Here is a 21,291-nt window from a genome sequence, read left to right as displayed (position 1 = left end):
TTATTTCATGCATCGATCGTTATCGCTACGTGCGGTGGTCTGTTTAAGTACGCTCTTGCCCGCATCCATGTTGTATGCCGCGCCAGACGCTGATATCGAGACCCTCAAACAGGAACTTTTGCAACTCAAGCAGCGGTACGAAGTGCAGCAAAAAGCCTTGGCCGTGTTGGAGCAGCGAGTGCGCCAGGTTGAGGATCAGCCGGCAACGCCGGCGCCGAAACGCCTGGCCAAATCCCCGGCAGACTTCCAGAAGGCCAGCGGCGCCACCGTTGCCGGTACGGGGGCGGCAGCAGCATCCGGCGGTGCGGGGGGCGGCGGCAGTTCCTACGGCCAGGCGCTCAAGGACGATTCGGCGCCCGCGCAAAGTGTGAGCAACCTCTATAACGAAGCCAGCGGCTTTTTCGGCAACGGCAACTTCAGCTTTGAAACCGGCATCACCTACGCGCGTTATGACGCGCGCCAATTGACCCTCAACGGTTTCCTGGCGCTAGACTCGATCTTCCTCGGCAATATCAACCTGGACCGCATCAAGTCCGACAACTGGACCCTGGACCTGACCGGCCGCTACAACGTCGACAACCGTTGGCAGTTCGACGTCAACGTGCCGGTGGTGTACCGCGAATCGACCTACCAGTCCGGCGGCGCCAACGGCGGCAGCGGCACCTCGACGTCCGAGGAGTCGGTGTCTCGCGACCCGACCATTGGTGATGTCAACTTTGGTGTGTCCTACAAGTTCCTCGACGAAACCCCTTCGCTGCCGGATGCGGTAGTGTCGGTGCGGGTCAAGGCGCCGACGGGCAAGGAGCCGTTCGGGATCAAGCTGGTGCAATCGGCAAACAACACCAACCTTTATGTACCCGAGAATTTGCCTACGGGTAACGGCGTCTGGTCGATTACACCGGGCATCTCCCTGGTCAAGACCTTCGATCCGGCCGTCCTGTTTGGTTCGCTTTCCTACACCCACAACTTTGAAGGTTCGTTCGACGACATCAGCAGCGACGTCAACCAGAAAGTCGGCGGCAAGGTCGCCCTCGGCGACAGCTTCCAACTCGGCGTCGGCGTGGCGTTTGCACTGAACGAGAAGATGAGTATGTCGTTCTCGGTCTCCGACCTGATCCAGCGCAAGAGCAAACTCAAGCCTGACGGCGGCGACTGGCAATCGGTGGTCTCCAGCGATGCCAACGCCGGCTACTTCAACGTCGGCATGACCATTGCCGCCACGCCGAACCTGACGATCGTGCCCAACCTGGCCATCGGCATGACCGACGATGCGCCGGACTTTACCTTCAGCCTTAAATTCCCTTACTACTTCTGATCGCCACACAGGGAAAAGCCCCGCAACGATAAGGGTCGTTGCGGGGCTTTTCGGTTTACCCGCCCTAGCGGATCTGGTGTTTGTGCAGCAACCGGTAGAACGTCGGCCGGGAAACTCCCAGTACACGGGCAGCAACACTCAGGTTGTCGCTGTGTCGGTTGAGCACATCGCACAGCGCCTGGTGTTCGGCGCGGTGCTTGTAATCCTCCAGTGTAGCCATCGGCGTAACAATTGCCTGCTCGCCCTGCAAGCCCAGATCAACGGCTTCGATCTGTCGTCCTTCGGCCAGTACCAGGCCACGGCGCACGCGGTTGGCCAGCTCACGGACGTTGCCCGGCCAAGGGTGTTTGCCCATCGCGACCAGTGCGCTTTCGCTGAAACTGCGCGGGCGTCGCCCGGTTTCCTGGCTGTAGAAGCGCGAGAAATGGTTGGCCAGCATGGCGACGTCGCCGTGACGCTCGCGCAGGGGCGCGGTGATCACTTGCAGGACATTGAGGCGGTAATACAGGTCTTCGCGAAAAGTGCCCTTTTCGACCGCCGCTTCCAGGTCGACGTGGGTCGCCGCCAACACCCGCACATCCACGGGAATCGGCTGGCTGCCGCCGACGCGCTCGATCTGTTTTTCCTGGAGGAAGCGCAGCAGGTTGGCTTGCAGCTCCATGGGCAAATCACCGATTTCATCGAGAAACAGCGTGCCACCGTGGGCCGCTTCGATCCGCCCGACCTTGCGCTGATGCGCGCCGGTGAACGCGCCTTTTTCATGGCCGAACAATTCGGACTGGATCAGGTGCTCCGGGATCGCGCCACAGTTGATTGCGACAAACGGCCTGGCATGGCGTTGGGATTGGCGGTGCAGGGTCTTGGCCACCAGTTCTTTACCGGTGCCGCTGTCGCCACGAATCAGTACGGGGGATTCCGTCGGTGCCAGCTTGGCCAGCAACTTGCGCAGTTCACGGATGGGACGGCTGTCCCCCAGCAATTCATGCTCGGGCTCGTCTACCGGGGGATTGGCCTGGCCACGCAGGCGCGCCATGCCAAAGGCACGGCCCAGGGTAACCTGTACCCGGGAGACGTCGAACGGCAAGGTGTGGAAGTCGAAGAACCATTCACAGACAAAATCGCCGACGTTTTGCAGGCGCAATACGTCGTGGCTGAGCACGGCAATCCATTCGGTGCCACTGCGGCCAATCAACTCCTTGACCGCCTCGGGGCGCTCCAGGTGATAAGGCTGCAACCGCAGCAAGCCGACATCGCACGAGCGGTCTCCGACCGCTTCCAGGGCGCAACTGTCTACCTCCCAGCCGGCCGTACGTAAACCCGGCAACAACCCATGACAGTCGTCACAGGGGTCAACCACCAGCAAGCGGCGCTGCACAGGTGTAACAACCATGACTATTCCTTGGCGTCAAAATTGTTAAATTTATTTAGAAACAACGGTTTGTGATGCCTGATCGTTACAGTAGCAAGGTATTGACGCGTGTCTTGTACCGTTTCGCTATAAGTGTTGGCAAAAAGCCACGTCCTCCGCCGGCGATCAAAAAGTTGCGGCGCAGGGAAACTTTCATTCAGCTTTCAAAACAGCCGCTTACATGACGCCCATCACGAAAGTTTGATTTTTCTTGTTCTAACATGTGACCCGTACCCCGCCATCGTGCATCAGTACAAGTAACTCACCGTACGGCCCGCCCAACCGACGGTACTCACTTGATTGGGCATTTAGAGAGAAGACCCACATGAACGCCCCGCTCCGCATCAACGAAGCTCTTTTGATCGCAGACCGTGCCTTCCAGCCCTTTCAGTGCGTGGCCTGGCATGACGGCAATGGCGCCCTCAGCCTGAGCGTCATCGACCGCACCAATAACCGTATCGGCCGCAAACAACTGTCTTCGAGCGCCTACACCGACCCGGCGCAACTGGAAGACTTGCTGTTGCAGGCGCGCGCCGAACTCGATAAAGGTGGCTACCAGTTGCAGTCCTGGGCAATGCCGAAGTAACTCGGCAGAGTAACTTGCGCGCAGTGCTTGATTGCCAAGCGATGCGCGCAAGTTGCCGTGTTAGAACCTGGGACGGTTATCGCGCAGTCAGAATAAACCGCTCGATTGCTTCTGCCGCCCCATCCTCGATATGACTCCCCGTAACAACACTGGCGTGGCGCTTGACCGCCTCTTCAGCCTGCCCCATGGCAATCGACAACCCCGCCACCGCAAACATCGCCGGGTCGTTGCCCCCATCGCCAATCACCGCCGTTTGCTCCAACGGCACGCCAAGGTGCTGGGCCAGCGTCTTCAACGCCTCGCCCTTGTTGGCCAGCATCGCCGTCACATCCAGGTAAACCGGCTGCGAACGCGAGACTTGCGCCAAGCCTTGCACCTTGGGCTGCAACAGCGCTTCCAGCTCAATCAGCCGTTGCGTGTCGAGGCTGGCGGCAACGATTTTGTCGATGCGGTCCAGGTAGGGTTCGAAGCTCTCCACGACCACCGGCCCGTAGCCCAAGCCATCGGCTTCGCGCTGCACCATCGGCCCGGGCGGGTCGCGGCGCAACCAGTCACCGTCGGCAAACACCCAGACCTCGACGTCAGGCTCGGGTGAAAACAGCGCCAACGTAACCAGCGCCGCTTCGGCGGGCAGGTGATGGGCCACCAGCACGCTGCCGTCGGGATTGATCAGCGTGCCGCCATTGAACCCCGCCACCGGGATATCGATGCCAAAGGCCTCGACCAAGTGCAACATGGCCCTGGGCGGACGCCCGCTGGCCAGGCTGAAAAACACCCCGGCCGCACGCAAGGCGTGAACCGTGTCCAGCGTGCGCTGGCTGAACCGGTGATCGGGATGCAGCAACGTACCGTCCACATCACTGAGGACAAATCGGATGGGATGAATCGCCGCATCACTCATCCGAGGGTGTGCCAAGTGCGGCCATCACGGGCCAGCAACGCGTCCGCCGCCGCCGGGCCATCTTCACCGGCCTTGTAGGCCTCGATCCCGTCATCCTGCTGCCACGCATCGAGAAACGGCTGCACTGCGCGCCAGCCGTTTTCGATGTTGTCGGCACGCTGGAACAAGGTCTGGTCGCCGGTCATGCAGTCGTAGATCAGGGTTTCATACCCCGTCGATGGCTGCATTTCGAAGAAGTCCTTGTAGGCAAAACCCAGCTGGATGTTGGCCATGTCCAGGGTCGGCCCAGGCTTTTTCGCCAGCAGGTCGAACCACATGCCTTCGTTGGGCTGGATCTGGATTTTCAAGTAGGTGGGCTTGAGTTCATCGACGTCGGTATCGCGGAACTGCGCATAGGGCGCCGGCTTGAAGCAGATGACGATTTCGGTGTCACGCACGCTCATGCGCTTGCCGGTGCGCAGATAAAACGGCACGCCGACCCAGCGCCAGTTGTCGATCATCACCTTGAGGGCGACGAACGTTTCGGTGCTGCTGTCCGGCGCGACATTCGCCTCTTCGCGGTAACCCGGCACTGGCTTGCCGCCCATCTCACCGGCGGTGTATTGCCCACGTACCGAGTTGGCCCGCGCATCCTCCAACGACCAGGGACGCACCGCGCCAATTACCTTGGCCTTCTCACCGCGTACGGCGTCGGCACCAAAGGCCGCCGGCGGCTCCATGGCCACCATCGCCAGCAACTGGAACAGGTGGTTGGGCACCATGTCCCGCAGGGTGCCGGTCTTTTCGAAAAAATTGCCCCGTGTCTCGACGCCGACGGTTTCGGCGGCGGTGATCTGCACGTGGTCAATGTAGTGATTGTTCCAGAACGCTTCGAACAGCACGTTGGAAAAACGGCTGATCAGGATGTTCTGCACGGTTTCCTTGCCCAGGTAATGGTCGATGCGATAGATCTGCTTCTCGCTCATCACCTTGAGCAGGCTGGCGTTCAACGCTTCGGCGGTGACCAGGTCGGAGCCGAAGGGTTTTTCGATCACCACGCGACGGAAACCCTCATCGGTTTCCGTCAACAAACCGGCACTGCCCAGGCGCTGCACCACTTCACTGAAGAAGCGCGGCGCAGTGGCCAGGTAGAACACCGCGTTGCCGGTGCCGCTGTCGGCGATCTTCTGGCCGATGGCGGCATAGGTGCCGTCGTCGAGGAAGTCGCCCTCGACGTAGCTGATGCCTTTGGCCAGCTGGGCCCACAAGTGTGGGTCCAGCGCATTGTCGGCATTGCCCTTGACCTTGCTCGCGGCCTCGGTGCGGATGAAGTCCTCGAGCTTCTTGGCAAAGTCCGCGTCACTGATGGCGTTGTGATCAACGCCGACAATACGCAGGCCATCCCCCAGCAACCCATCGCGACTGAGGTTGTACAGCGCCGGCATCAGCAGGCGCTTGACCAGGTCGCCATGGGCGCCAAACAGAAACAGCGTGGTGGCTGGAGCGGGTTCGGCCTTGGACTTCTTGCCGTTGGCGGTCATTTTTTGGAAGTCTCCACGTGGCCACCAAAGCCGAAACGCATGGCGGACAGCATTTTGTCACCGTAGGTGCTCTGCTGGCGCGAGCGGAAACGGGCGAACAGCGAAGTGGACAGCACAGGCACCGGCACGGCTTGTTCCATGGCGGCTTCGATGGTCCAGCGGCCTTCGCCACTGTCGGCCACGGAGCCGGAGTAACCGTCGAGTTTCGGGTCGGTGGCCAACGCATCGGCGGTCAGGTCCAGCAGCCAGGAGGACACCACGCTGCCACGGCGCCAGACTTCGGCGATGTCGGCAACGTTGAGGTCAAAGCGCTGGTCTTCAGGCAGGTTGTCCGAGTTCTTGGTCTTGAGGATGTCAAACCCTTCGGCAAACGCCTGCATCATTCCGTACTCGATGCCGTTGTGGATCATCTTGACGAAGTGCCCGGAACCCGCAGGGCCGGCGTGGATGTAGCCCTGTTCGGCGCGCGGGTCAGCGCTGTCTTTGCGGTCCTTGGTGCGCGGGATATTGCCCAGGCCTGGGGCCAGGGTCTTGAAGATCGGGTCAAGGCGCTGCACGGTGGCGGTGTCGCCGCCGATCATCATGCAATAGCCACGCTCCAGGCCCCAGACGCCGCCGGACGTGCCGACATCGACATAGTGCAGGCCTTTTTCCGCCAGCGCCTTGCCGCGACGTACGTCGTCCTTGTAGTTGGTGTTGCCGCCGTCGATGATCACATCACCGGCTTCCAGCAGCTCGCTCAGTTCATTGATGGTGTCTTCGGTGGGCGCGCCAGCTGGCAGCATCACCCACACGGCGCGGGGCGTTTGCAGCCCGGCGACCAGGGCCTTGAGATCGGCAACGCCAGTGGCGCCCTCTTCGCTCAAGGTTTTGACAAATGCTTCGTTACGGTCGAAAACAACGGTGGTATGCCCATTGAGCATCAGGCGCCGTGCAATATTCCCGCCCATGCGGCCTAGTCCGATAATCCCCAGTTGCATGTGCTGATGCTCCTAACTACTAAAAAATGTGTGACATAGTTTATAGCGCAATGAGGCTAATGAGGATGAGAACTGTGCAGATCCATTCAGTTTCATGACAAAAAAGTGGCCATCGTTTCACCATCACGGCGGCGAAAGTCACACGACCATCAAAAATAAAAAAGTTCCCTTGCTGCAAAAAAGAATTCAGACTTGCTCCCGACTGATGCCGAGAACCTCGAATCAAGCGTTCTGGCACCGCGATCTACCGGCTATTTGCGAGGCAAGCAATGAGCACAGCACAGATGACCCGCCCTCCACAGACCCTCTACGTCACTGTCCGTCGCGATGAGTTGCGCCAGCTGAAGAATGAGCGTGAGCAATTGCAGCAGGAAGTCCTGCGCCTGCGCTCGCACCTGCAAGCCCAGCTCGATCAGGCTTCAACTCCGGCGTTAAGCGCCCTGTAAGGCAATCCTTACAAAAAACTCACGAAGTTTTCACACCCCCTTCCCGATACTCCAGCCCCCAAGGGCCACCCCATGCAAGGGTGGCCTCTGTTGCGTGCATTCCTGCACGCGACTGAAAAATCACCGGGTTGGAGCGCTGGATGGCGATGTTCAAACGCAGCACTAAGTCTGCGAAAGGCTTTGATTGGGCCGGCCTTGGCTGGCTGTTCCTGTTTTTCTGGTACTTCTCGGGTATTACCCAGCTTCTGATCCTGGCGACCGGCACTTCCGGTTTCGCGGGCTTTCGCCAGGCATTCTTCATGAGTGCGCTGTGGCTGGCGCCCCTGTTGATATTCCCACGCTACACCCGTTCGCTCGCCGCCTTGATCGGCGTGGTGCTGTGGGCCTGTTCCATGGCCAGCCTCGGTTATTTCTTCATCTACCAGCAGGAATTTTCCCAAAGCGTCATCTTCATCATGTTCGAATCGAACATCTCTGAAGCCGGGGAATATGCCACCCAATACTTCGCCTGGTGGATCGTGCTGGCGTTCATTGCCCACACCGCCCTGGCCGTTTTCCTCTGGTCCCGTGTACGCCCGGTCTACCTGCCACGTGGCCAGGCGCTGGTGGCGGCTACCGCCATCGTGATTGCAATTGTCGGCTACCCGCTGGTCAAGCAGATTGCCCGCAGTGACACCATGGAAGACGCCATTGACCGCTTCGAAGCACGTATCGAGCCGGCCGTGCCATGGCAGATGATCGTCGCCTACCACCGCTACACCCAGCAGCTGGACAACATGCAGGGCATGCTCGACAGTGCCAGCCAGATCCCGCCACTGCGTAACCTCAAAGACACCATGGCCGGCCAACCCTCGACCCTGGTCCTGGTGATCGGTGAGTCCACCAACCGCCAACGCATGAGCCTCTACGGCTACCCGCGCAACACCACGCCGGAACTGGACAAACTACGCGACCAGCTGGCGGTGTTCGACAACGTCATCACCCCACGGCCCTACACCATTGAAGCGCTGCAACAGGTGCTCACCTTCGCCGACGAAGAGAACCCGGACCTGTACCTCAAGACCCCGTCCATTGTCAGCGTGATGAAACAAGCCGGCTACAAGACCTACTGGATCACCAACCAGCAGACCATGACCAAGCGCAACACCATGCTCACCACGTTCTCGGAACAGGCCGACGAGCAGGTCTACCTGAACAACAACCGCAACCAGAATGCCCGCCAGTACGACGGCGATGTGTTGCCGCCCTTCGCCAAGGCCCTGGCCGACCCGGCCGAGCGCAAATTCATCGTGATTCACCTGCTGGGCACGCACATGAGCTACCAGTACCGTTACCCGCCGACCTTCGACAAGTTCACCGACCGCCAGGGCGTGCCGGCCGGGGTCAGCGACGATCAGTTGCCGACCTACAACAGCTACGACAATGCGGTGCTGTACAACGATTTCGTGGTGTCGAGCCTGATCAAGGATTACGCCAAGACCGACCCCAACGGCTTCCTGCTGTACTTGTCAGACCACGGTGAAGACGTATTCGACTCTGCCGGCCACACCACCCTGGGACGCAACGAAGGCAAGCCGACGGCGCCGATGTACACCATTCCCTTCATGGCCTACGCCTCGCCGAAATGGCGCGAGAGCCACGACTGGAGCTTTGCCGGCGACTTGCAGCGCCCTTACAGCAGCTCGCAGCTGATCCACACCTGGGCGGACCTCGCCGGTCTGAGCTTCGACGAACTGGACCGCAGCAAAAGCCTGGTCAGCGACAGCTTCAAGGCGCGCCCGCAGATGATCGGCAACCCGTACCTGCGCCAGCAGAAGCCGTTGATTGATTTCAGCTTGATCAAGCCGAAGAAGGCCGAACCCACTGATGTGGTGGTCAAGTAATCGCAGGCTTGTAACAAAAAGATAACAATCATTCTCATCCAGCTCTAAAGTTTCCCCGCTCCTTTCGTCTTTGAGCCATGGCCTTTTCTTACCGAGAAGGCCACAAAGACGACAAGGAGTCTTCCGCGATGTTCGCGCCTTTCACCCGTTCCATGACCTTCACCCTTGGCCTGTTCAGCGTCGTGCTGAGCCCTGACCTGCTGGCTGAAACCGAGCCCGAACCCGCACCGGCCAAGGCCCTGGAGCTGGGCAGCACCCGCATCACCGCCGAAGGCCTGGGCGCCACTACCGAGCACACCGGCGCCTATACCACCGGCTCGATGAGCACCGCCACGCGCCTGAACCTGTCCATCAAGGAAACGCCGCAATCCATCTCGGTGGTGACGCGCCAGCAGATGGATGATTTCAATCTCAATACATTGACTGACGTACTGCGCCAGACCACCGGCGTCACCGTGCAGCATCTGGATTCGGATCGCGCGGGCTACTCGTCCCGCGGCTACGGGATCGATAACTTCCAGATCGACGGCATGCTCAACACCTTCGGGCGCATGAAGTCAGACGCCGACACCATCATCTACGACCGCATTGAAGTGGTCCGTGGCGCCACCGGCCTGACCACCGGCGCCGGCAACCCTTCGGCCACGGTCAACATGATTCGCAAGCGCCCCACCGCCCAGTGGCAAGCCCAGACCGGCGTCAGCGGCGCCAGCCATGACAATTACTACAGCTACCTGGATGTGGGTGGCCCGCTGGCATTGGACGGCCGGCTGCGCGGGCGCACGGTGCTGGCCTACCGTGACAGCAAGTCCTTCCGCGACAACTACGCGCTGCAACGAGAAGTTGGCTACGGCATTCTCGAAGGCGACCTGACGGACGACACCGTGGTCGCCGTAGGCTTTGATTACCAGAACAAGCACGTGCAGGGCAGCTCCTGGGGCACCCTGCCCTATTGGAACAGCGATGGCAGCAAGGCGCGGCTCTCACGCTCCGCCAACCTGGCAGCCGATTGGAGCTCCTGGCCGCTCAAGGACAAGACCACCTTCGCCTCCATCGACCACAAACTGTCTGAGGATTGGCGCGTGAAGGCCGCCTACACCCACCGGCAAAGTGACACCGACGGTAAGGTGTATTACGGCGGCTCGGGCTTTCCCAACCCCGATGGCAGCGGCATGACCGCGTGGACCAACCAGATGGTGGGCACGTCGAAGATGGATGTGGTCGATCTGAATCTCAATGGCACCTATGCACTGCTGGGTCGTGAACATGAGTTGATGGTGGGTTACGGCGAGTCCGAGCAGCGCGACTCGTCGCCTTACCAGCGTTTTGAAACACCGGATGGGTACGAGAACATCGCCGACTGGAAACACATGGGCGGCATCGCCAAGTTCCCCGACCGCACCACCAACCTGCAAGGCGAACACTCGCGCAAGAAACAAAAAGCCGGCTACCTGGCCACGCGCTTGAGCCTCACCGAAAAACTGCATGCGGTTCTGGGCAGCCGATATGGCAGTTGGGACATCGAAAGCGTTTCGCCGGAGTATGACGCCAACTTCCAGTTGACCCGCGCGCCGAAAACCCGCCAGACCCACAACGACATGTGGACCCCCTACGCCGGCCTGCTGTACGACATCACGCCGGAGTACACCGTGTATGCCAGCTACACCGACATCTTCAACCCGCAAAGCGTGCGTGACGTCAGCAGGAAGTACCTGGAACCCGTGGTCGGCAGCAACTATGAATTCGGCCTCAAAGGCAGCCTGTTGAACGAGCGCCTGAACCTGGCGGCCGCGTATTTCTGGAGCACCCAGGACAACGTCGCCGAACTGGATAACGCCGCCAAACCGGACCCCGTCACTCGCGAGCAGTTCTACACCTCCGGGGGCAAAGGCAGCAAAGTACAGGGGTTTGAAGCCGAAGTGTCAGGTGAGGTCATGCAGGACTGGAACCTCACGGCGGGGTACAGCTACACCCACTCGCTGAACGGTGATAAACAGCGCAGCAATACCAACGTGCCGTTGAACATGCTCAAGGTGTCGACATCCTACCGGCTGCCCGGCGAATGGCGCGGATTGACCGTGGGTGGCGCGGTGAACTGGCAGAGCGACTTCTACCAGTTCGCCGATCGCCCAAGCGGCGGTCGTGACACGGAAGGCTACCTGAACACCGAGCGCGCCAAGATCACCCAACAGGCCTACACCGTGGTCAACCTGATGTCGCGCTACCAGTTCGACGAGCACGTTTCGGCATCCCTTAACGTAAACAATCTATTTGATAAAAAATATTACGAACGCGTCGGCTTCTACAACGGCGTGTATTGGGGCGACCCGCGCTCTATTACGCTGGCTCTGGACTGGAAACTCTAAACCCTGCACCTGAGGGCGCCGCGAAACTTAACAACCGCGTTAAGTTTCGCGGCCAATCAGTTAAGCCTGACTTAATAAAGCCTGCACATAATCGCCCCCACGAGTCTGATCAAGCGAACAGACGCCGATCAAAAACTTATGGGAATACCGACGATGAAACTCTCTACTTTGATGCTTGCCGGCCTGATGACCCTGACCTCTGCCGCTGCCTTTGCTGAAGGTGGCGCCGAGCGTTCGCGGGAGTTCTATGCCAATTTCAAATTCATGCAAGAACAATCGAATGATAAGGCCGAACAAACGGCTGCTGCGAATGTGAAAAATCCAAAAGCCGTGCGTGCTGCCCAGAACGGCGACGAGCAACAACCTAAAAGTTGATTAACGCATAACCCCCTTGTCATTCCGCTCCTTTGACCAGGGTAACTTGGCGCCATATTCTGGCGCCTTTTTTTTGCACTTTCGGCAACTAATTACCTACAGCGTCTTATGCCAAAACAACATGCGCCCGTGTGCCGGGTCAAACTTTGAATCATCGAATCCAAACTTACGGTATGCCGACTGAGCCACTGCATTCCCTTCGAGCACTTCCAGGGTGATTTTGCAGCAACCGCGCTGACGGGCGATCTCTTCGACCTTCTGCAGCATTTTCTGGCTCAAGCCCAAGCCACGAAACGCATTCATCACCGCCACATCGTGGACGTTGACCAACGGACGACAAGCAAAGGTCGAGAACCCTTCGAAGCAATTGACCAGCCCCGCCGGCTCGCCGCCGACAAACGCCAGAACGCTGAACGCATGCGGGCGCTTGGCCAGCTCGCCTGGCAGTTGCTGCAACAGGTCGGCAGGCAGGCTGTGACCACCACCCATCGGGTCTTCGGCGTAATGGTTGAGTACCAGGCTGATTGCCTCGGCGTGCACGGGATTGGTATAGCTGGCTTGCAGCACCAGGATGTCTGGGGTGTCCATTTCCTTCCTCGATAGCGGCTACACGGGAATCATCTCCCTATGAGGCGGACGATTGTAAGCGCGGTGCAGGCGATAGATGAAGGAGATTAACTACAAATGCCCGCCTGAAAATACGGTGCTTCTGCGCATGTACACGGGTGAACAGCGTAGGGTCGAGGATTTTTCCTACACCCCAAAACGCTGCAATTGCATCTCCTGCAAGCGACTCAGCGTGCGGCGAAACGCAAACTCCAGGTAACCCTCGGTGTACAGGTGCTCCAATGGCACCTCGGCCTCGATGAATAACGGCACTTTGCGGTCGTAGCATTCATCCACGAGGGCAATGAAGCGCCGCACACTGTCATCGTGTACCGATAACTCGGGCAACTCGCGATCCCCCGCCTCGACACGCTGGGCACCATCTTCGGTGCCGCGCGCAATGCGCCCGGGGCGTTTTTGCGCGCTCAGGTTAGGGACTTCACCGAGTAGAATCGCGCTGAAACGATCGCACACCTGCATGAAATCCATCGCAGCCAGAGGTTGTTCACACAGATCGGCGTAGCGGCACCAGAGCACGCTATCACTGGACTGCACGGCAGCAATCGAGCGGTAGCCGACACTGACCGGCCCACTGCGCACGGCCTGCCCCTCAGTCAATTGCTTGAACACCTCGCCCAACGCATCGGGCTGCTTCACCCAGTAACGCTGCACGCCCAGGCCCGGGTGCAAACGATGATCCTCAGCGCCGTCCACCGCCACCACCTGCATGTGCTGCTTGATGGCTTCGATCCCCGGCAGGAAACGCTCGCGGTTGAAGCCGTCCGCATACAACTGGTCGGGCGGCTGGTTCGACGTGCACACCATCACCACGCCTTCCTCGAACATCACCTGGAACAGGCGCCCCAGGATGATCGCATCACCGATGTCATTGACGAACAACTCGTCAAAGCACAGCACGCGCACGTCCTGGGCCAGCTCGCGGGCCAGCGCCTGCAAGGGGTCCTGGGTGCCGGTGAGCTGAAAGGAACGCTGGTGTACCCAGCCCATGAAGTGATGAAAGTGCTGGCGCCGCGCAGGCACCCGCAGGCTTTGGTAAAACTGGTCCATCAGCCAGGTTTTGCCACGGCCCACCGGCCCCCACAGGTAAACCCCGGTGATCGGCGAGCGGCCTTGATGCAGGGCTTCATGGCAGGCTTGCAGCGCATCCACCGCCCGACGCTGGGCTTCGTCGGCGACGAAACCCTGCTGGGCGATGGCGTGTTGGTAGGCCGCGCGGGGTGAGTCAAACGCCATGGGTGTTACGCAAGGCTCTTGCTGACCACCTCGAACACATCACTGGACAGCTCACCGGAGGCACGGATGCGCTCCAGCTCTGCCTTCATCAGCGCCTGGCGCGCGCTGTCGTATTTGCGCCAGCGGGTCAGCGGCGCCAATTGACGCGAGGCGATCTGCGGGTTGAAGCCATTCAGCTGGATCACCAGGTCCGCCAGGAAGCGATAACCCGAGCCATCCGCCGCATGGAAGTTGATCAGGTTCTGCCCGGCAAATGCGCCGATCAGGGCGCGCACCTTGTTCGGGTTCTTGAGCGTGAACGCCGGGTGCTCCATCAGCGCCTTGACCCGCTCCAGCCCGCCCGGCAACGTGCTGCCGGCCTGGACGCTGAACCACTGGTCCATGACCAATGGGTTGTCCTTGAAGTTCTCGGCAAACACCGCCAGCGCCTGAGCCTTCTCAGCTTCAAACGGCGAATTCACCAGGACCGCCAGCGCGGTAAGGCGCTCGGTCATGTTGTCGCTGGCATCGAACTGCTCCAGCGCCGCCGCCAACACCTGCGGCTTGCCGCTGAGCATCAGGTACGACAGCGCAATATTCTGCAAGGCGCGACGGGCAAAGTGCTCGGCGGCTGCCACGTAAGGGGTTTTCTTCGACAGCTCGCGATTGGCCTGGTAACGCGACCACAAGTCGTCAAACAACTGCTCAGCCAGTTGCTGACGGGCAAACTCACGGGCCGCATGGATGGCATCGACATCCGCCACTTCGCTGATTTCAGTCAGGTAGGCTTCGCCCGGCAACGACAGCATTTCGGCAACCATCGCCTGATCCAGCGTCTCGTCGCGCAGCACGGTACGCAACGCGTCGACAAGGCGTTGATCCAGCGCCAGCGGCTGGCCCGCCTGGTGCTGGCCGATCAACTCCTGCAACACCTGCACCGCCAGTTGCTGGCCCGCATCCCAGCGGTTGAAACCGTCGCTGTCGTGTTGCATCAGGAACATCAGTTGGTCACGGCTGTACGGGAAGCTCAGCTTCACCGGCGCCGAGAAACCGCGCAGCAGCGACGGCAATGGCTGCTCGGCGATATCAACGAAGGTGAAGGTTTGCTCGGCTTCGGTCACCGAGATCACGCGGGAGGTGTCGCCCGCAGTGGCTTCACCGGCCAGGCGCAAGGCGATGCCGGCGCCCTTCCCGTCCAGCAGGCCCAAGGCCACTGGGATCACGAACGGCAGTTTTTCAACTTTATCCGGGGTGGCCGGGCAGCTTTGGCGGAAGGTCAGGCTGTAGGTTTTTGCCACAGCATCGTAGGACTCACTCACCGCCAGGCGTGGTGTGCCAGCCTGGCTGTACCAACGCTTGAACTGAGTCAGGTCGGCGCCGTTGGCGTCTTCCATGGCCTTGATAAAGTCGTCGCAGGTCACGGCCTGGCCGTCATGGCGTTCGAAGTACAGGTCGCTGCCTTTGCGGAAACCTTCGGCGCCGAGCAAAGTGTGGATCATGCCGACCACTTCCGAGCCCTTTTCGTACACGGTCAGGGTGTAGAAGTTGGAGATCTCGATAAAGCTGTCCGGGCGCACCGCGTGGGCCATCGGGCCGGCGTCCTCGGCGAACTGGTGAGTGCGCAGGTAAGCCACGTCCTGGATGCGCTTGACCGTGGCCGAGTTCATGTCGGCAGAGAATTGCGAATCGCGGTAGACGGTGAAGCCTTCCTTGAGCGACAGCTGGAACCAGTCGCGGCAGGTCACGCGGTTGCCCGACCAGTTGTGGAAGTATTCGTGGGCGACAATGGCTTCGACGCGCTGGTGCGCGGCGTCGGTGGCGGTTTCGGCGCGGGCCAGCACGGCGCTGGAGTTGAAGATATTGAGGCCCTTGTTTTCCATGGCGCCCATGTTGAAGTCGTTCACGGCAACGATCATGAAGATGTCGAGATCGTACTCACGGCCGTAGGTTTCTTCGTCCCAGCGCATGGATTTTTTCAGGCTGGTCATGGCGTGCTGGCACTTGTCGATGTTTTCCGGCTCGACATAGATGCGCAGCGCGACTTCACGGTTGGTCATGGTGGTGAAGCTGTCTTCCACGCACCACAAGTCACCGGCCACCAGCGCGAACAGGTACGCCGGCTTCTTGAACGGGTCTTCCCAGGTCGCCCAGTGGCGGCCGTCTTCGCCAGGCCCGCTGGCAATCGGGTTGCCGTTGGACAGGAGCACCGGGTAGCTGTGCTGCTCGGCGATCACCGTGGTGGTGAAGGTGCTCATCACGTCCGGGCGGTCGAGGTAGTAGGTGATCTTGCGGAAACCTTCGGCTTCGCACTGGGTGCAGAACATGCCGCTGGACTTGTACAGGCCTTCCAGGGCGGTGTTGGTTTCCGGGTGGATCTTGACCGTGGTGTCGAGGGTAAAGGTTGCACTCTTGGGCTGCAGGGTCAGGTGGCTGTCGGTCAACTGGTAATCAGCGGCCGTCAATTCCTGGTCAGCCAGGTTCACGCTCAACAGCTCAAGCTGCTGGCCATCCAGCACCAACGGCGGCAAACCGGCGCCGCGCTCAGGGTTGCGGCGCATCACCAGCTGCGCGTGGACCAGGCTGTGGTCCTCGAACAACTCGAAGGTCAGGTGGGTCTCGTCGATCAGGTAGTCCGGCGCCTGATAGTCCTTGAGGTAAATCATCTTCGGTTGTTCGGTGCGCATGCTTGCAATCCTTCTACTGATGCACGGCGAGCTGGTAGGCCGTGTATTTGCGAATATTGATAACGCCGGTGTCGAAGATCAGGTATTGGCCCTTGATCCCCAGCAGCGTGCCTTCGGCAATCGGGTTCTTGTCCAGATTAAAGCTGACAATCTTGGCGGGATATTGCTCCACCGGGTAGCGGATTTCTATCGGCTCGATGTCGGTCACGGGTTGGATGGCTTGTAGGCCAAAGCGCTCCTGCAACGCGCTGATGCCTTCGGCGCAGGACGCGAACAGCTCATCGCGCACGTGCTTGAGGTCCACCGCTGCGGCATCGCCCTTGAGCAGCGCGCGCCAGTTGGTCTTGTCGGCCACCTGGCTGCGAAACACATCTTCGACGAAACCGGACTGTTGGCGCGTGGCCACGCGCATGATTGGCAACGCCTGGCTGGCGCCTTGGTCCAGCCAGCGGGTCGGCAGTTGGGTGGCACGGGTGATGCCGACCTTGATCCCCGACGAATTGGCCAGGTAGACCACGTGGTCGGTCATGCAGAACTTCTCGCCCCAGCTCGGCTCACGGCAGGTGCCGGCGTCGTAATGGCAACGTTCGGGGCTCATGATGCACAGGTCGCACTGGGCCAGCTTGGTCATGCAGGGGTAGCAATAGCCCTGGCTGAAGCTGGTCTTGGTCTTGCGGCCGCAATGGCTGCAATGGATGGCGCCAAGGTATTCCAGGCGGATATGGCTGCCGATCAACGGGTTGACCGGCACCTCGATATCGCCCAGGCGAAACGCGTATTGAACGGTCGGCTCACCGAGTTGCGCCGACATTTTGCTGACTGCACCGCGACCAATTTCAATCAATGGATCGCATCCGACTTGAACAGGATGTTCGGCACGGTGGTCGATTTCGACTGGCATTCCTGTGGGCCCATGTAACCGGTGCGCTGGTCTTCCGGCAGGTTCTGGATTTCCCAGGCGATCATCGCCTGCAACGACAGTTCACGCTGCTCGGCGCTGAGCTTGCGGCCGTCGGACCATTTGCCGATTTCCACGGCGAGCTTGAGGCTCTCGTAGATGTCCGGGGTGATGTTTTCGATCATTTCAGCAAAAGAGGACATAAGCTCTTCCTTATCAAATAGAAGCTTTGCGACGGTTGTACAAACCGCCGAGCAAACCGGTGAGGCAACCGATAGCCAGGCCGCCGACATGGGCCGCGTTGGCGATTTCACCGAAGCCGATCATCGAGACCAGGCCCGACAGGCACAGCACCAGCCACACCAGCATCATCACCAGCACCCCACGGGGCAGGCGGTAGGCCGGGTTTGGCGAGAGCAATTGAAAGATCCAGCAATGCCCGAGCAAGCCATACAACACGCCGGACAAACCGCCGAACAGGCCGGGGCCGCCGTAAGCGTACTGAGCGTAGTTGGAGACCAGGCTGAACAACAGGGTCAGGCCCAGCAGGTTGATACTGCCCTGGCGCACTTCGATGCGCCGGCCCAGCTCCCAGTACCACATGCCGTTCATGGCCAGGTGCAGGATGCCGAAGTGGATCAGCATCGGCGTGACCAGCCGCCACCACTGCCCGGACGCCAGGGTGTCGGCCAGCGGCGTGAACTGGATGTACTCGCCCATGATGCGAAACGGCAGGAAGGTCAGCCAGGCCATGGCTTGCAGGTTGTCGCCGAGCAAGGTCACGGCGCCGACGATGATGCTCGCCAGCAACACCAGCGCCGTCACCGGGTTGTGGCGCACCTGCTGCACAAAGCTTGGGCGGGTCGCCGGCGCTTGCGGCTGCGCGGGAATGTCCAGCTGCTGGTCCGGGTCGCCGGCGGGAAAGCGCTGGTACAACACGCGCACGTCGTCGCTGATGGTTTCGGGCACCCACAGCACTTGCTCGCCCGCTTCCTCGCTGACGCGATGGGGCACTTGCATGCGTTGCAACAGTTGGACGAAACCGCCCAGGTCGACGCTCAGGGGCAAGCGCAATACAGCCACGGTAGTCATTGGATAACCTCGGGGCGTTCAACGTCGACCCAGACAAATTTGTGCGGATCCAGGCGGGTTTCCTGATCCAGGCGATAAGCCACCAGCTTGCCGTACAGCACGGCGCTGTAGTCCAGGCAGGCCAGGTTCTCGCGGATCGGGGCCGGTTTGCCGCTGCGCCAGTAATGGCCGACGAACAACAAGGGTTCATCGACGCCGTAGCGCAACAAGGAATTCTTTTCAGTGGATGACAGCGGCGTACGTGCCACCGGATCAGGCAGCGCGTCGGGCTGGAACACGATGTCGCCGTAGGTTTTCGGGTCGTCTTCCCAGAATTTGGTGCGGAAGAACGAACGCGTCAGCCCATCGCCGCCGGTCAGCGTCAAGCCATCCGGCAGGCGCATATCGGTACCGCGCAGCAGGCGGTCAAAGGCGTTGCAGGCAAAACTGCCGGGCACGGCGGCGGCCTGCAGGAAATGCGGGTCAATACAGCCGTCCGGGAACGTCGCGCGCAGCGGCGCGATAAAGCCGTCATCCCAGCACGCATGCACCACGCGGAAACGTCCGGCATCGACAAACAATGGCATGTCGTAGAACCAGCCGAGGAAGTCGTGCCAGTCGGCCGGGTGGTGCTCGAACTGGGTCAGGGTTTCGTGGATCAACCGCGCATGCCGTGGGTTGTGCTCACGCACAAATTGCTTGCCACTGCCGGGGGGCGCGAGGGTAGTCCAGCCGAGGGCGTTGAACTCGTGGTTGCCCATGATGCACAGCGCCTGCCCGGCCTCGGTCATGTCGTGGACGATATGCAGCGCCTCACGGATGCGTGGGCCACGGTCGATGATATCGCCGAGGAACACCGCCATCCGCGACTTATGCCGCCAGACACCGCCGATCTTCTGGTAGCCCAACTGGTCGAGCAAGTGCTCAAGGGTATGAGCGCAACCGTGCACGTCACCAATCAGGTCGTAGCTACGCGCGGGATCGAGCATCAGTCGCCTCCACCCCCCAAGCGGCTGCCCCAGCCCAGCTTGGTGCGGCACACTTCGTAGTAGTTGTGGTCCAGCGGATGGATCAGCCGCAGTTTCTGCGCCTTTTTGCTCACGGTGATGGTGTCACCGGGGGCGCAGGTGAAATGGTTCTGCCCGTCACAGGACACCTGCGGGTAGATCTGCATGTCTTTGGACACCACGATTTTCAGCTCACTGTTGCCATCGACCACGATAGGCCGGCTGGACAACATATGGGGGTACATCGGCACGATCACAATGGCATCCAGCTTGGGATGCATGATCGGCCCGCCGGCCGACAGCGCATAGGCGGTGGAGCCGGTCGGCGTGGCGACGATCAGGCCGTCGGCCTTCTGGCTGCACACGAACTGGCCGTCGATATACAGCTCGAACTCGATCATCCGCGTGGACTTGCCAGGGTGCAGCACCACATCATTGAGGGCGTCGCCCTGGCCGATGGCTTCACCGTGGCGGCGCACTTCGGCTTGCAGCAGGAAGCGGTTTTCCACCAGGTAATGGCCGTCGAGCACCTTGGCCACTTCGACTTCCAGCTCATCGGGGCGGATATCGGTGAGGAAACCCAGGCTGCCACGGTTGATCCCCAGCACCGGCACGTTATGCCGCGCCAACGCACGGGCGGCGCCGAGCAAGCTGCCGTCGCCGCCGACCACGATGACCATGTCGCAGACTTCGCCGAGCATCTTGCGCGACGAGGTTTGCAGGCCATGGCCCGGGAGGATTTCGGCGATGGTGTCTTCGAGGATCACATGCAGGTGGCGTTCCAGCAGGAATTTTTTCAGCCGGCGGACGGTGTCCAACACCTGGGTACTGCCCAGGCGACCGATAATGCCGATATTGCGAAATTGCTCCATGGGGCTCCTGCGGGATGTGCGGTGTGGCGGAAAACCGCGATTATGGGCGAAAGGCCGCCCCAGGCAAAACCCTTTGTCGCCGCGAAGCCTTGATGACAATGGTTCTCAGCCACCCGTGCGACACTTAAGCGGCTATGCTCGGACCATGACTGTGTTCCCGGATCTGCACAACCTGCCCCGCCAGTTGCGCCACCCTGAGGTGCGCGATCTCGCGTGGGTGATGCTCGCCCCGCCGATGCTCGCGCAGACACCGTGGCCGCAACGCCATCCGTTGGCCGGTAGCGATTGGGTACAAGCGCCCGATTTGCTTGAGCGCTGGCTGCGTAACCTCGATCAAGACAGCCACGCCTTGCAACACTGGCTGAGCCTGTCCCGCTCCCGGCGCCTAGGCCTGTATTACGAGCGATTATGGCAATTCGCCGTACAACATGCGCCGGGCGTGGAACTGCTGGCCGCCAACCTGCCCATCCGCCGTGCCGGCCACACCCTCGGCGAACTGGATATGCTCCTGCGCGATCGCGATGGCGTGCATCACCTGGAACTGGCCATCAAACTCTACCTCGGGCCGCAGGACGGGAACGGCCAGGACAGCGCCTTGTGGCTGGGGCCTGGGTGCCACGACCGGCTGGACCGAAAATTGGCCCACTTGGCCCAGCATCAACTGCCCATCTCCGCACGCCCGGAAAGCCGCGAAGTGCTCGCGGCACTGGATATCCAGCAATTCGACGCGCATCTATGGCTGGGCGGGTACTTGCTCTATCCCTGGCCCGGCCAGGCCCAAGCCCCGGTTGGCGCCAATCCGCAGCACCTGCGCGGCCGCTGGCTGCATCAACGGGATTGGCCAGACTTTGTCAGCACCAGCGCGCCAGGCCGCTGGCAACCCCTACCCCGCCATGCATGGCTGGCGCCGGCGCACTATGGTGCGAGTGATGTGTGGAGTGAAGCGCAGATGCAAGGCTGGCTGGCAGCACTTGATCCGATGGCGCCGGCGCAGTTGTTGGTGCGGATGGTGCAGGTGGGTGAGGATTGGGAAGAGGCGGAGCGGTTGTTTTTGGTGGCGGATCTTTGGCCGGATGTGCCGGGGGGTGGCTGACAACTCCGTGACGAGCTTTTTGGCCCCATCGCAGGCAAGCCAGCTCC

Annotated in this window: 19 protein-coding genes; 7 read left to right on the top strand and 12 right to left on the bottom strand. The window is 60.7% G+C overall.

All coding sequences use genetic code 11. The features are described from left to right. Positions 1-7 precede the first annotated feature (7 nt). Positions 8-1,315: a transporter gene (locus B348_RS0124225; RefSeq protein WP_026137027.1), complete on the top strand. Its 1,308-nt coding sequence runs from the start codon at positions 8-10 to the stop codon at positions 1,313-1,315. 64 nt (positions 1,316-1,379) lie between these two features. Here B348_RS0124225 and B348_RS0124220 read toward each other — a convergent pair whose 3' ends face one another. Further along, on the bottom strand, positions 1,380-2,705 hold the full coding sequence (locus B348_RS0124220; RefSeq protein ID WP_017738617.1) for a sigma-54 dependent transcriptional regulator: 1,326 nt from the start codon (positions 2,703-2,705) through the stop codon (positions 1,380-1,382). A 343-nt stretch (positions 2,706-3,048) separates the two neighbouring features. On the opposite strand from B348_RS0124220, the gene B348_RS0124215 reads away from it, so the two are divergent. Continuing rightward, positions 3,049-3,309, top strand: a complete 261-nt coding sequence (locus B348_RS0124215) for a hypothetical protein (protein ID WP_017738616.1) — start codon at positions 3,049-3,051, stop codon at positions 3,307-3,309. Between the two features lie 76 nt (positions 3,310-3,385). Here the strand turns inward: B348_RS0124215 and B348_RS0124210 are convergent, their stop codons facing one another. The 3 genes from B348_RS0124210 to gnd are packed head-to-tail and all read right to left on the bottom strand — an operon-like array spanning position 3,386 to position 6,710. After that, on the bottom strand, positions 3,386-4,210 hold the full coding sequence (locus B348_RS0124210) for a Cof-type HAD-IIB family hydrolase (RefSeq protein WP_017738615.1): 825 nt from the start codon (positions 4,208-4,210) through the stop codon (positions 3,386-3,388). After that, positions 4,207-5,730, bottom strand: a complete 1,524-nt coding sequence (gene zwf, locus B348_RS0124205) for a glucose-6-phosphate dehydrogenase (protein WP_017738614.1) — start codon at positions 5,728-5,730, stop codon at positions 4,207-4,209. Before zwf ends, B348_RS0124210 begins: the two co-directional genes overlap by 4 nt. Then, positions 5,727-6,710: a phosphogluconate dehydrogenase (NAD(+)-dependent, decarboxylating) gene (gnd, locus tag B348_RS0124200; protein WP_017738613.1), complete on the bottom strand. Its 984-nt coding sequence runs from the start codon at positions 6,708-6,710 to the stop codon at positions 5,727-5,729. The genes zwf and gnd overlap by 4 nt, the downstream gene beginning before the upstream one ends. 269 nt (positions 6,711-6,979) lie before the next feature. On the opposite strand from gnd, the gene B348_RS1000000131820 reads away from it, so the two are divergent. The 4 genes from B348_RS1000000131820 (at position 6,980) to B348_RS0124180 (ending at position 11,780) form a co-directional block, all read left to right on the top strand. Then, the gene (locus B348_RS1000000131820) at positions 6,980-7,156 is read left to right on the top strand and encodes a DUF6026 family protein (protein WP_256204497.1); all 177 of its coding nucleotides are present in this window, start codon (positions 6,980-6,982) and stop codon (positions 7,154-7,156) included. Between the two features lie 140 nt (positions 7,157-7,296). Continuing rightward, on the top strand, positions 7,297-9,039 hold the full coding sequence (locus tag B348_RS0124190; protein WP_017738611.1) for a phosphoethanolamine transferase CptA: 1,743 nt from the start codon (positions 7,297-7,299) through the stop codon (positions 9,037-9,039). A 128-nt stretch (positions 9,040-9,167) separates the two neighbouring features. Beyond that, a complete protein-coding gene (locus B348_RS0124185; RefSeq protein ID WP_017738610.1) occupies positions 9,168-11,405 on the top strand; it encodes a TonB-dependent siderophore receptor in 2,238 nt (745 codons plus the stop codon). Positions 11,406-11,558: 153 nt separating this feature from the next. Next, positions 11,559-11,780, top strand: coding sequence for a hypothetical protein (locus B348_RS0124180; RefSeq protein ID WP_026137026.1), 222 nt, complete (start codon positions 11,559-11,561; stop codon positions 11,778-11,780). Positions 11,781-11,876: 96 nt separating this feature from the next. Here B348_RS0124180 and B348_RS0124175 read toward each other — a convergent pair whose 3' ends face one another. From B348_RS0124175 to B348_RS0124140, 8 genes are all read right to left on the bottom strand, one after another. After that, entirely contained in the window at positions 11,877-12,368 is a 492-nt protein-coding gene (locus B348_RS0124175; protein WP_017738608.1) for a GNAT family N-acetyltransferase, read from the bottom strand. Between the two features lie 165 nt (positions 12,369-12,533). Then, complete coding sequence (gene zapE / locus B348_RS0124170) at positions 12,534-13,640, bottom strand: cell division protein ZapE (protein WP_017738607.1); 1,107 nt, start codon at positions 13,638-13,640, stop codon at positions 12,534-12,536. A gap of 5 nt (positions 13,641-13,645) precedes the next feature. Beyond that, positions 13,646-16,303, bottom strand: coding sequence for an aminopeptidase N (pepN, locus tag B348_RS0124165; RefSeq protein WP_017738606.1), 2,658 nt, complete (start codon positions 16,301-16,303; stop codon positions 13,646-13,648). 13 nt (positions 16,304-16,316) lie between these two features. After that, positions 16,317-17,147, bottom strand: a complete 831-nt coding sequence (locus B348_RS0124160; RefSeq protein WP_026137025.1) for a DUF2797 domain-containing protein — start codon at positions 17,145-17,147, stop codon at positions 16,317-16,319. After that, entirely contained in the window at positions 17,144-17,404 is a 261-nt protein-coding gene (locus B348_RS0124155) for a YeaC family protein (protein ID WP_017738604.1), read from the bottom strand. Before B348_RS0124155 ends, B348_RS0124160 begins: the two co-directional genes overlap by 4 nt. 13 nt (positions 17,405-17,417) lie before the next feature. Next, positions 17,418-18,293 (bottom strand): rhomboid family intramembrane serine protease, encoded by an 876-nt coding sequence (locus B348_RS0124150; RefSeq protein ID WP_017738603.1) that lies wholly within the window; start codon positions 18,291-18,293, stop codon positions 17,418-17,420. After that, complete coding sequence (locus tag B348_RS0124145; protein ID WP_371105913.1) at positions 18,290-19,264, bottom strand: metallophosphoesterase; 975 nt, start codon at positions 19,262-19,264, stop codon at positions 18,290-18,292. Before B348_RS0124145 ends, B348_RS0124150 begins: the two co-directional genes overlap by 4 nt. Then, on the bottom strand, positions 19,261-20,151 hold the full coding sequence (locus tag B348_RS0124140) for an NAD(+) kinase (RefSeq protein ID WP_003217892.1): 891 nt from the start codon (positions 20,149-20,151) through the stop codon (positions 19,261-19,263). The genes B348_RS0124145 and B348_RS0124140 overlap by 4 nt, the downstream gene beginning before the upstream one ends. 145 nt (positions 20,152-20,296) lie before the next feature. Here B348_RS0124140 and B348_RS0124135 point away from each other — a divergent pair, with 145 nt between their 5' ends. Then, positions 20,297-21,244, top strand: a complete 948-nt coding sequence (locus B348_RS0124135; RefSeq protein WP_017738601.1) for a DUF1853 family protein — start codon at positions 20,297-20,299, stop codon at positions 21,242-21,244. The last annotated feature ends 47 nt before the right edge of the window (positions 21,245-21,291 follow it).

The sequence above is a fragment of the Pseudomonas sp. CBZ-4 genome (assembly GCF_000346755.1).
Classification (GTDB): domain Bacteria; phylum Pseudomonadota; class Gammaproteobacteria; order Pseudomonadales; family Pseudomonadaceae; genus Aquipseudomonas.
The sequence above is the reverse complement of the archived record's forward strand: the minus strand, read 5'-3'. Positions and strand labels throughout refer to the sequence as shown.

Bases quoted from the DNA above. Each gene is read 5' to 3' on its own strand.
- B348_RS0124225 (WP_026137027.1), top strand. From the start codon at position 8: ATGCATCGATCGTTATCGCTACGTGCGGTGGTCTGTTTAAGTACGCTC.
- B348_RS0124220 (WP_017738617.1), bottom strand. From the start codon at position 2,705: ATGGTTGTTACACCTGTGCAGCGCCGCTTGCTGGTGGTTGACCCCTGT.
- B348_RS0124215 (WP_017738616.1), top strand. From the start codon at position 3,049: ATGAACGCCCCGCTCCGCATCAACGAAGCTCTTTTGATCGCAGACCGT.
- B348_RS0124210 (WP_017738615.1), bottom strand. From the start codon at position 4,210: ATGAGTGATGCGGCGATTCATCCCATCCGATTTGTCCTCAGTGATGTG.
- zwf (WP_017738614.1), bottom strand. From the start codon at position 5,730: ATGACCGCCAACGGCAAGAAGTCCAAGGCCGAACCCGCTCCAGCCACC.
- gnd (WP_017738613.1), bottom strand. From the start codon at position 6,710: ATGCAACTGGGGATTATCGGACTAGGCCGCATGGGCGGGAATATTGCA.
- B348_RS1000000131820 (WP_256204497.1), top strand. From the start codon at position 6,980: ATGAGCACAGCACAGATGACCCGCCCTCCACAGACCCTCTACGTCACT.
- B348_RS0124190 (WP_017738611.1), top strand. From the start codon at position 7,297: ATGGCGATGTTCAAACGCAGCACTAAGTCTGCGAAAGGCTTTGATTGG.
- B348_RS0124185 (WP_017738610.1), top strand. From the start codon at position 9,168: ATGTTCGCGCCTTTCACCCGTTCCATGACCTTCACCCTTGGCCTGTTC.
- B348_RS0124180 (WP_026137026.1), top strand. From the start codon at position 11,559: ATGAAACTCTCTACTTTGATGCTTGCCGGCCTGATGACCCTGACCTCT.
- B348_RS0124175 (WP_017738608.1), bottom strand. From the start codon at position 12,368: ATGGACACCCCAGACATCCTGGTGCTGCAAGCCAGCTATACCAATCCC.
- zapE (WP_017738607.1), bottom strand. From the start codon at position 13,640: ATGGCGTTTGACTCACCCCGCGCGGCCTACCAACACGCCATCGCCCAG.
- pepN (WP_017738606.1), bottom strand. From the start codon at position 16,303: ATGCGCACCGAACAACCGAAGATGATTTACCTCAAGGACTATCAGGCG.
- B348_RS0124155 (WP_017738604.1), bottom strand. From the start codon at position 17,404: ATGTCCTCTTTTGCTGAAATGATCGAAAACATCACCCCGGACATCTAC.
- B348_RS0124150 (WP_017738603.1), bottom strand. From the start codon at position 18,293: ATGACTACCGTGGCTGTATTGCGCTTGCCCCTGAGCGTCGACCTGGGC.
- B348_RS0124140 (WP_003217892.1), bottom strand. From the start codon at position 20,151: ATGGAGCAATTTCGCAATATCGGCATTATCGGTCGCCTGGGCAGTACC.
- B348_RS0124135 (WP_017738601.1), top strand. From the start codon at position 20,297: ATGACTGTGTTCCCGGATCTGCACAACCTGCCCCGCCAGTTGCGCCAC.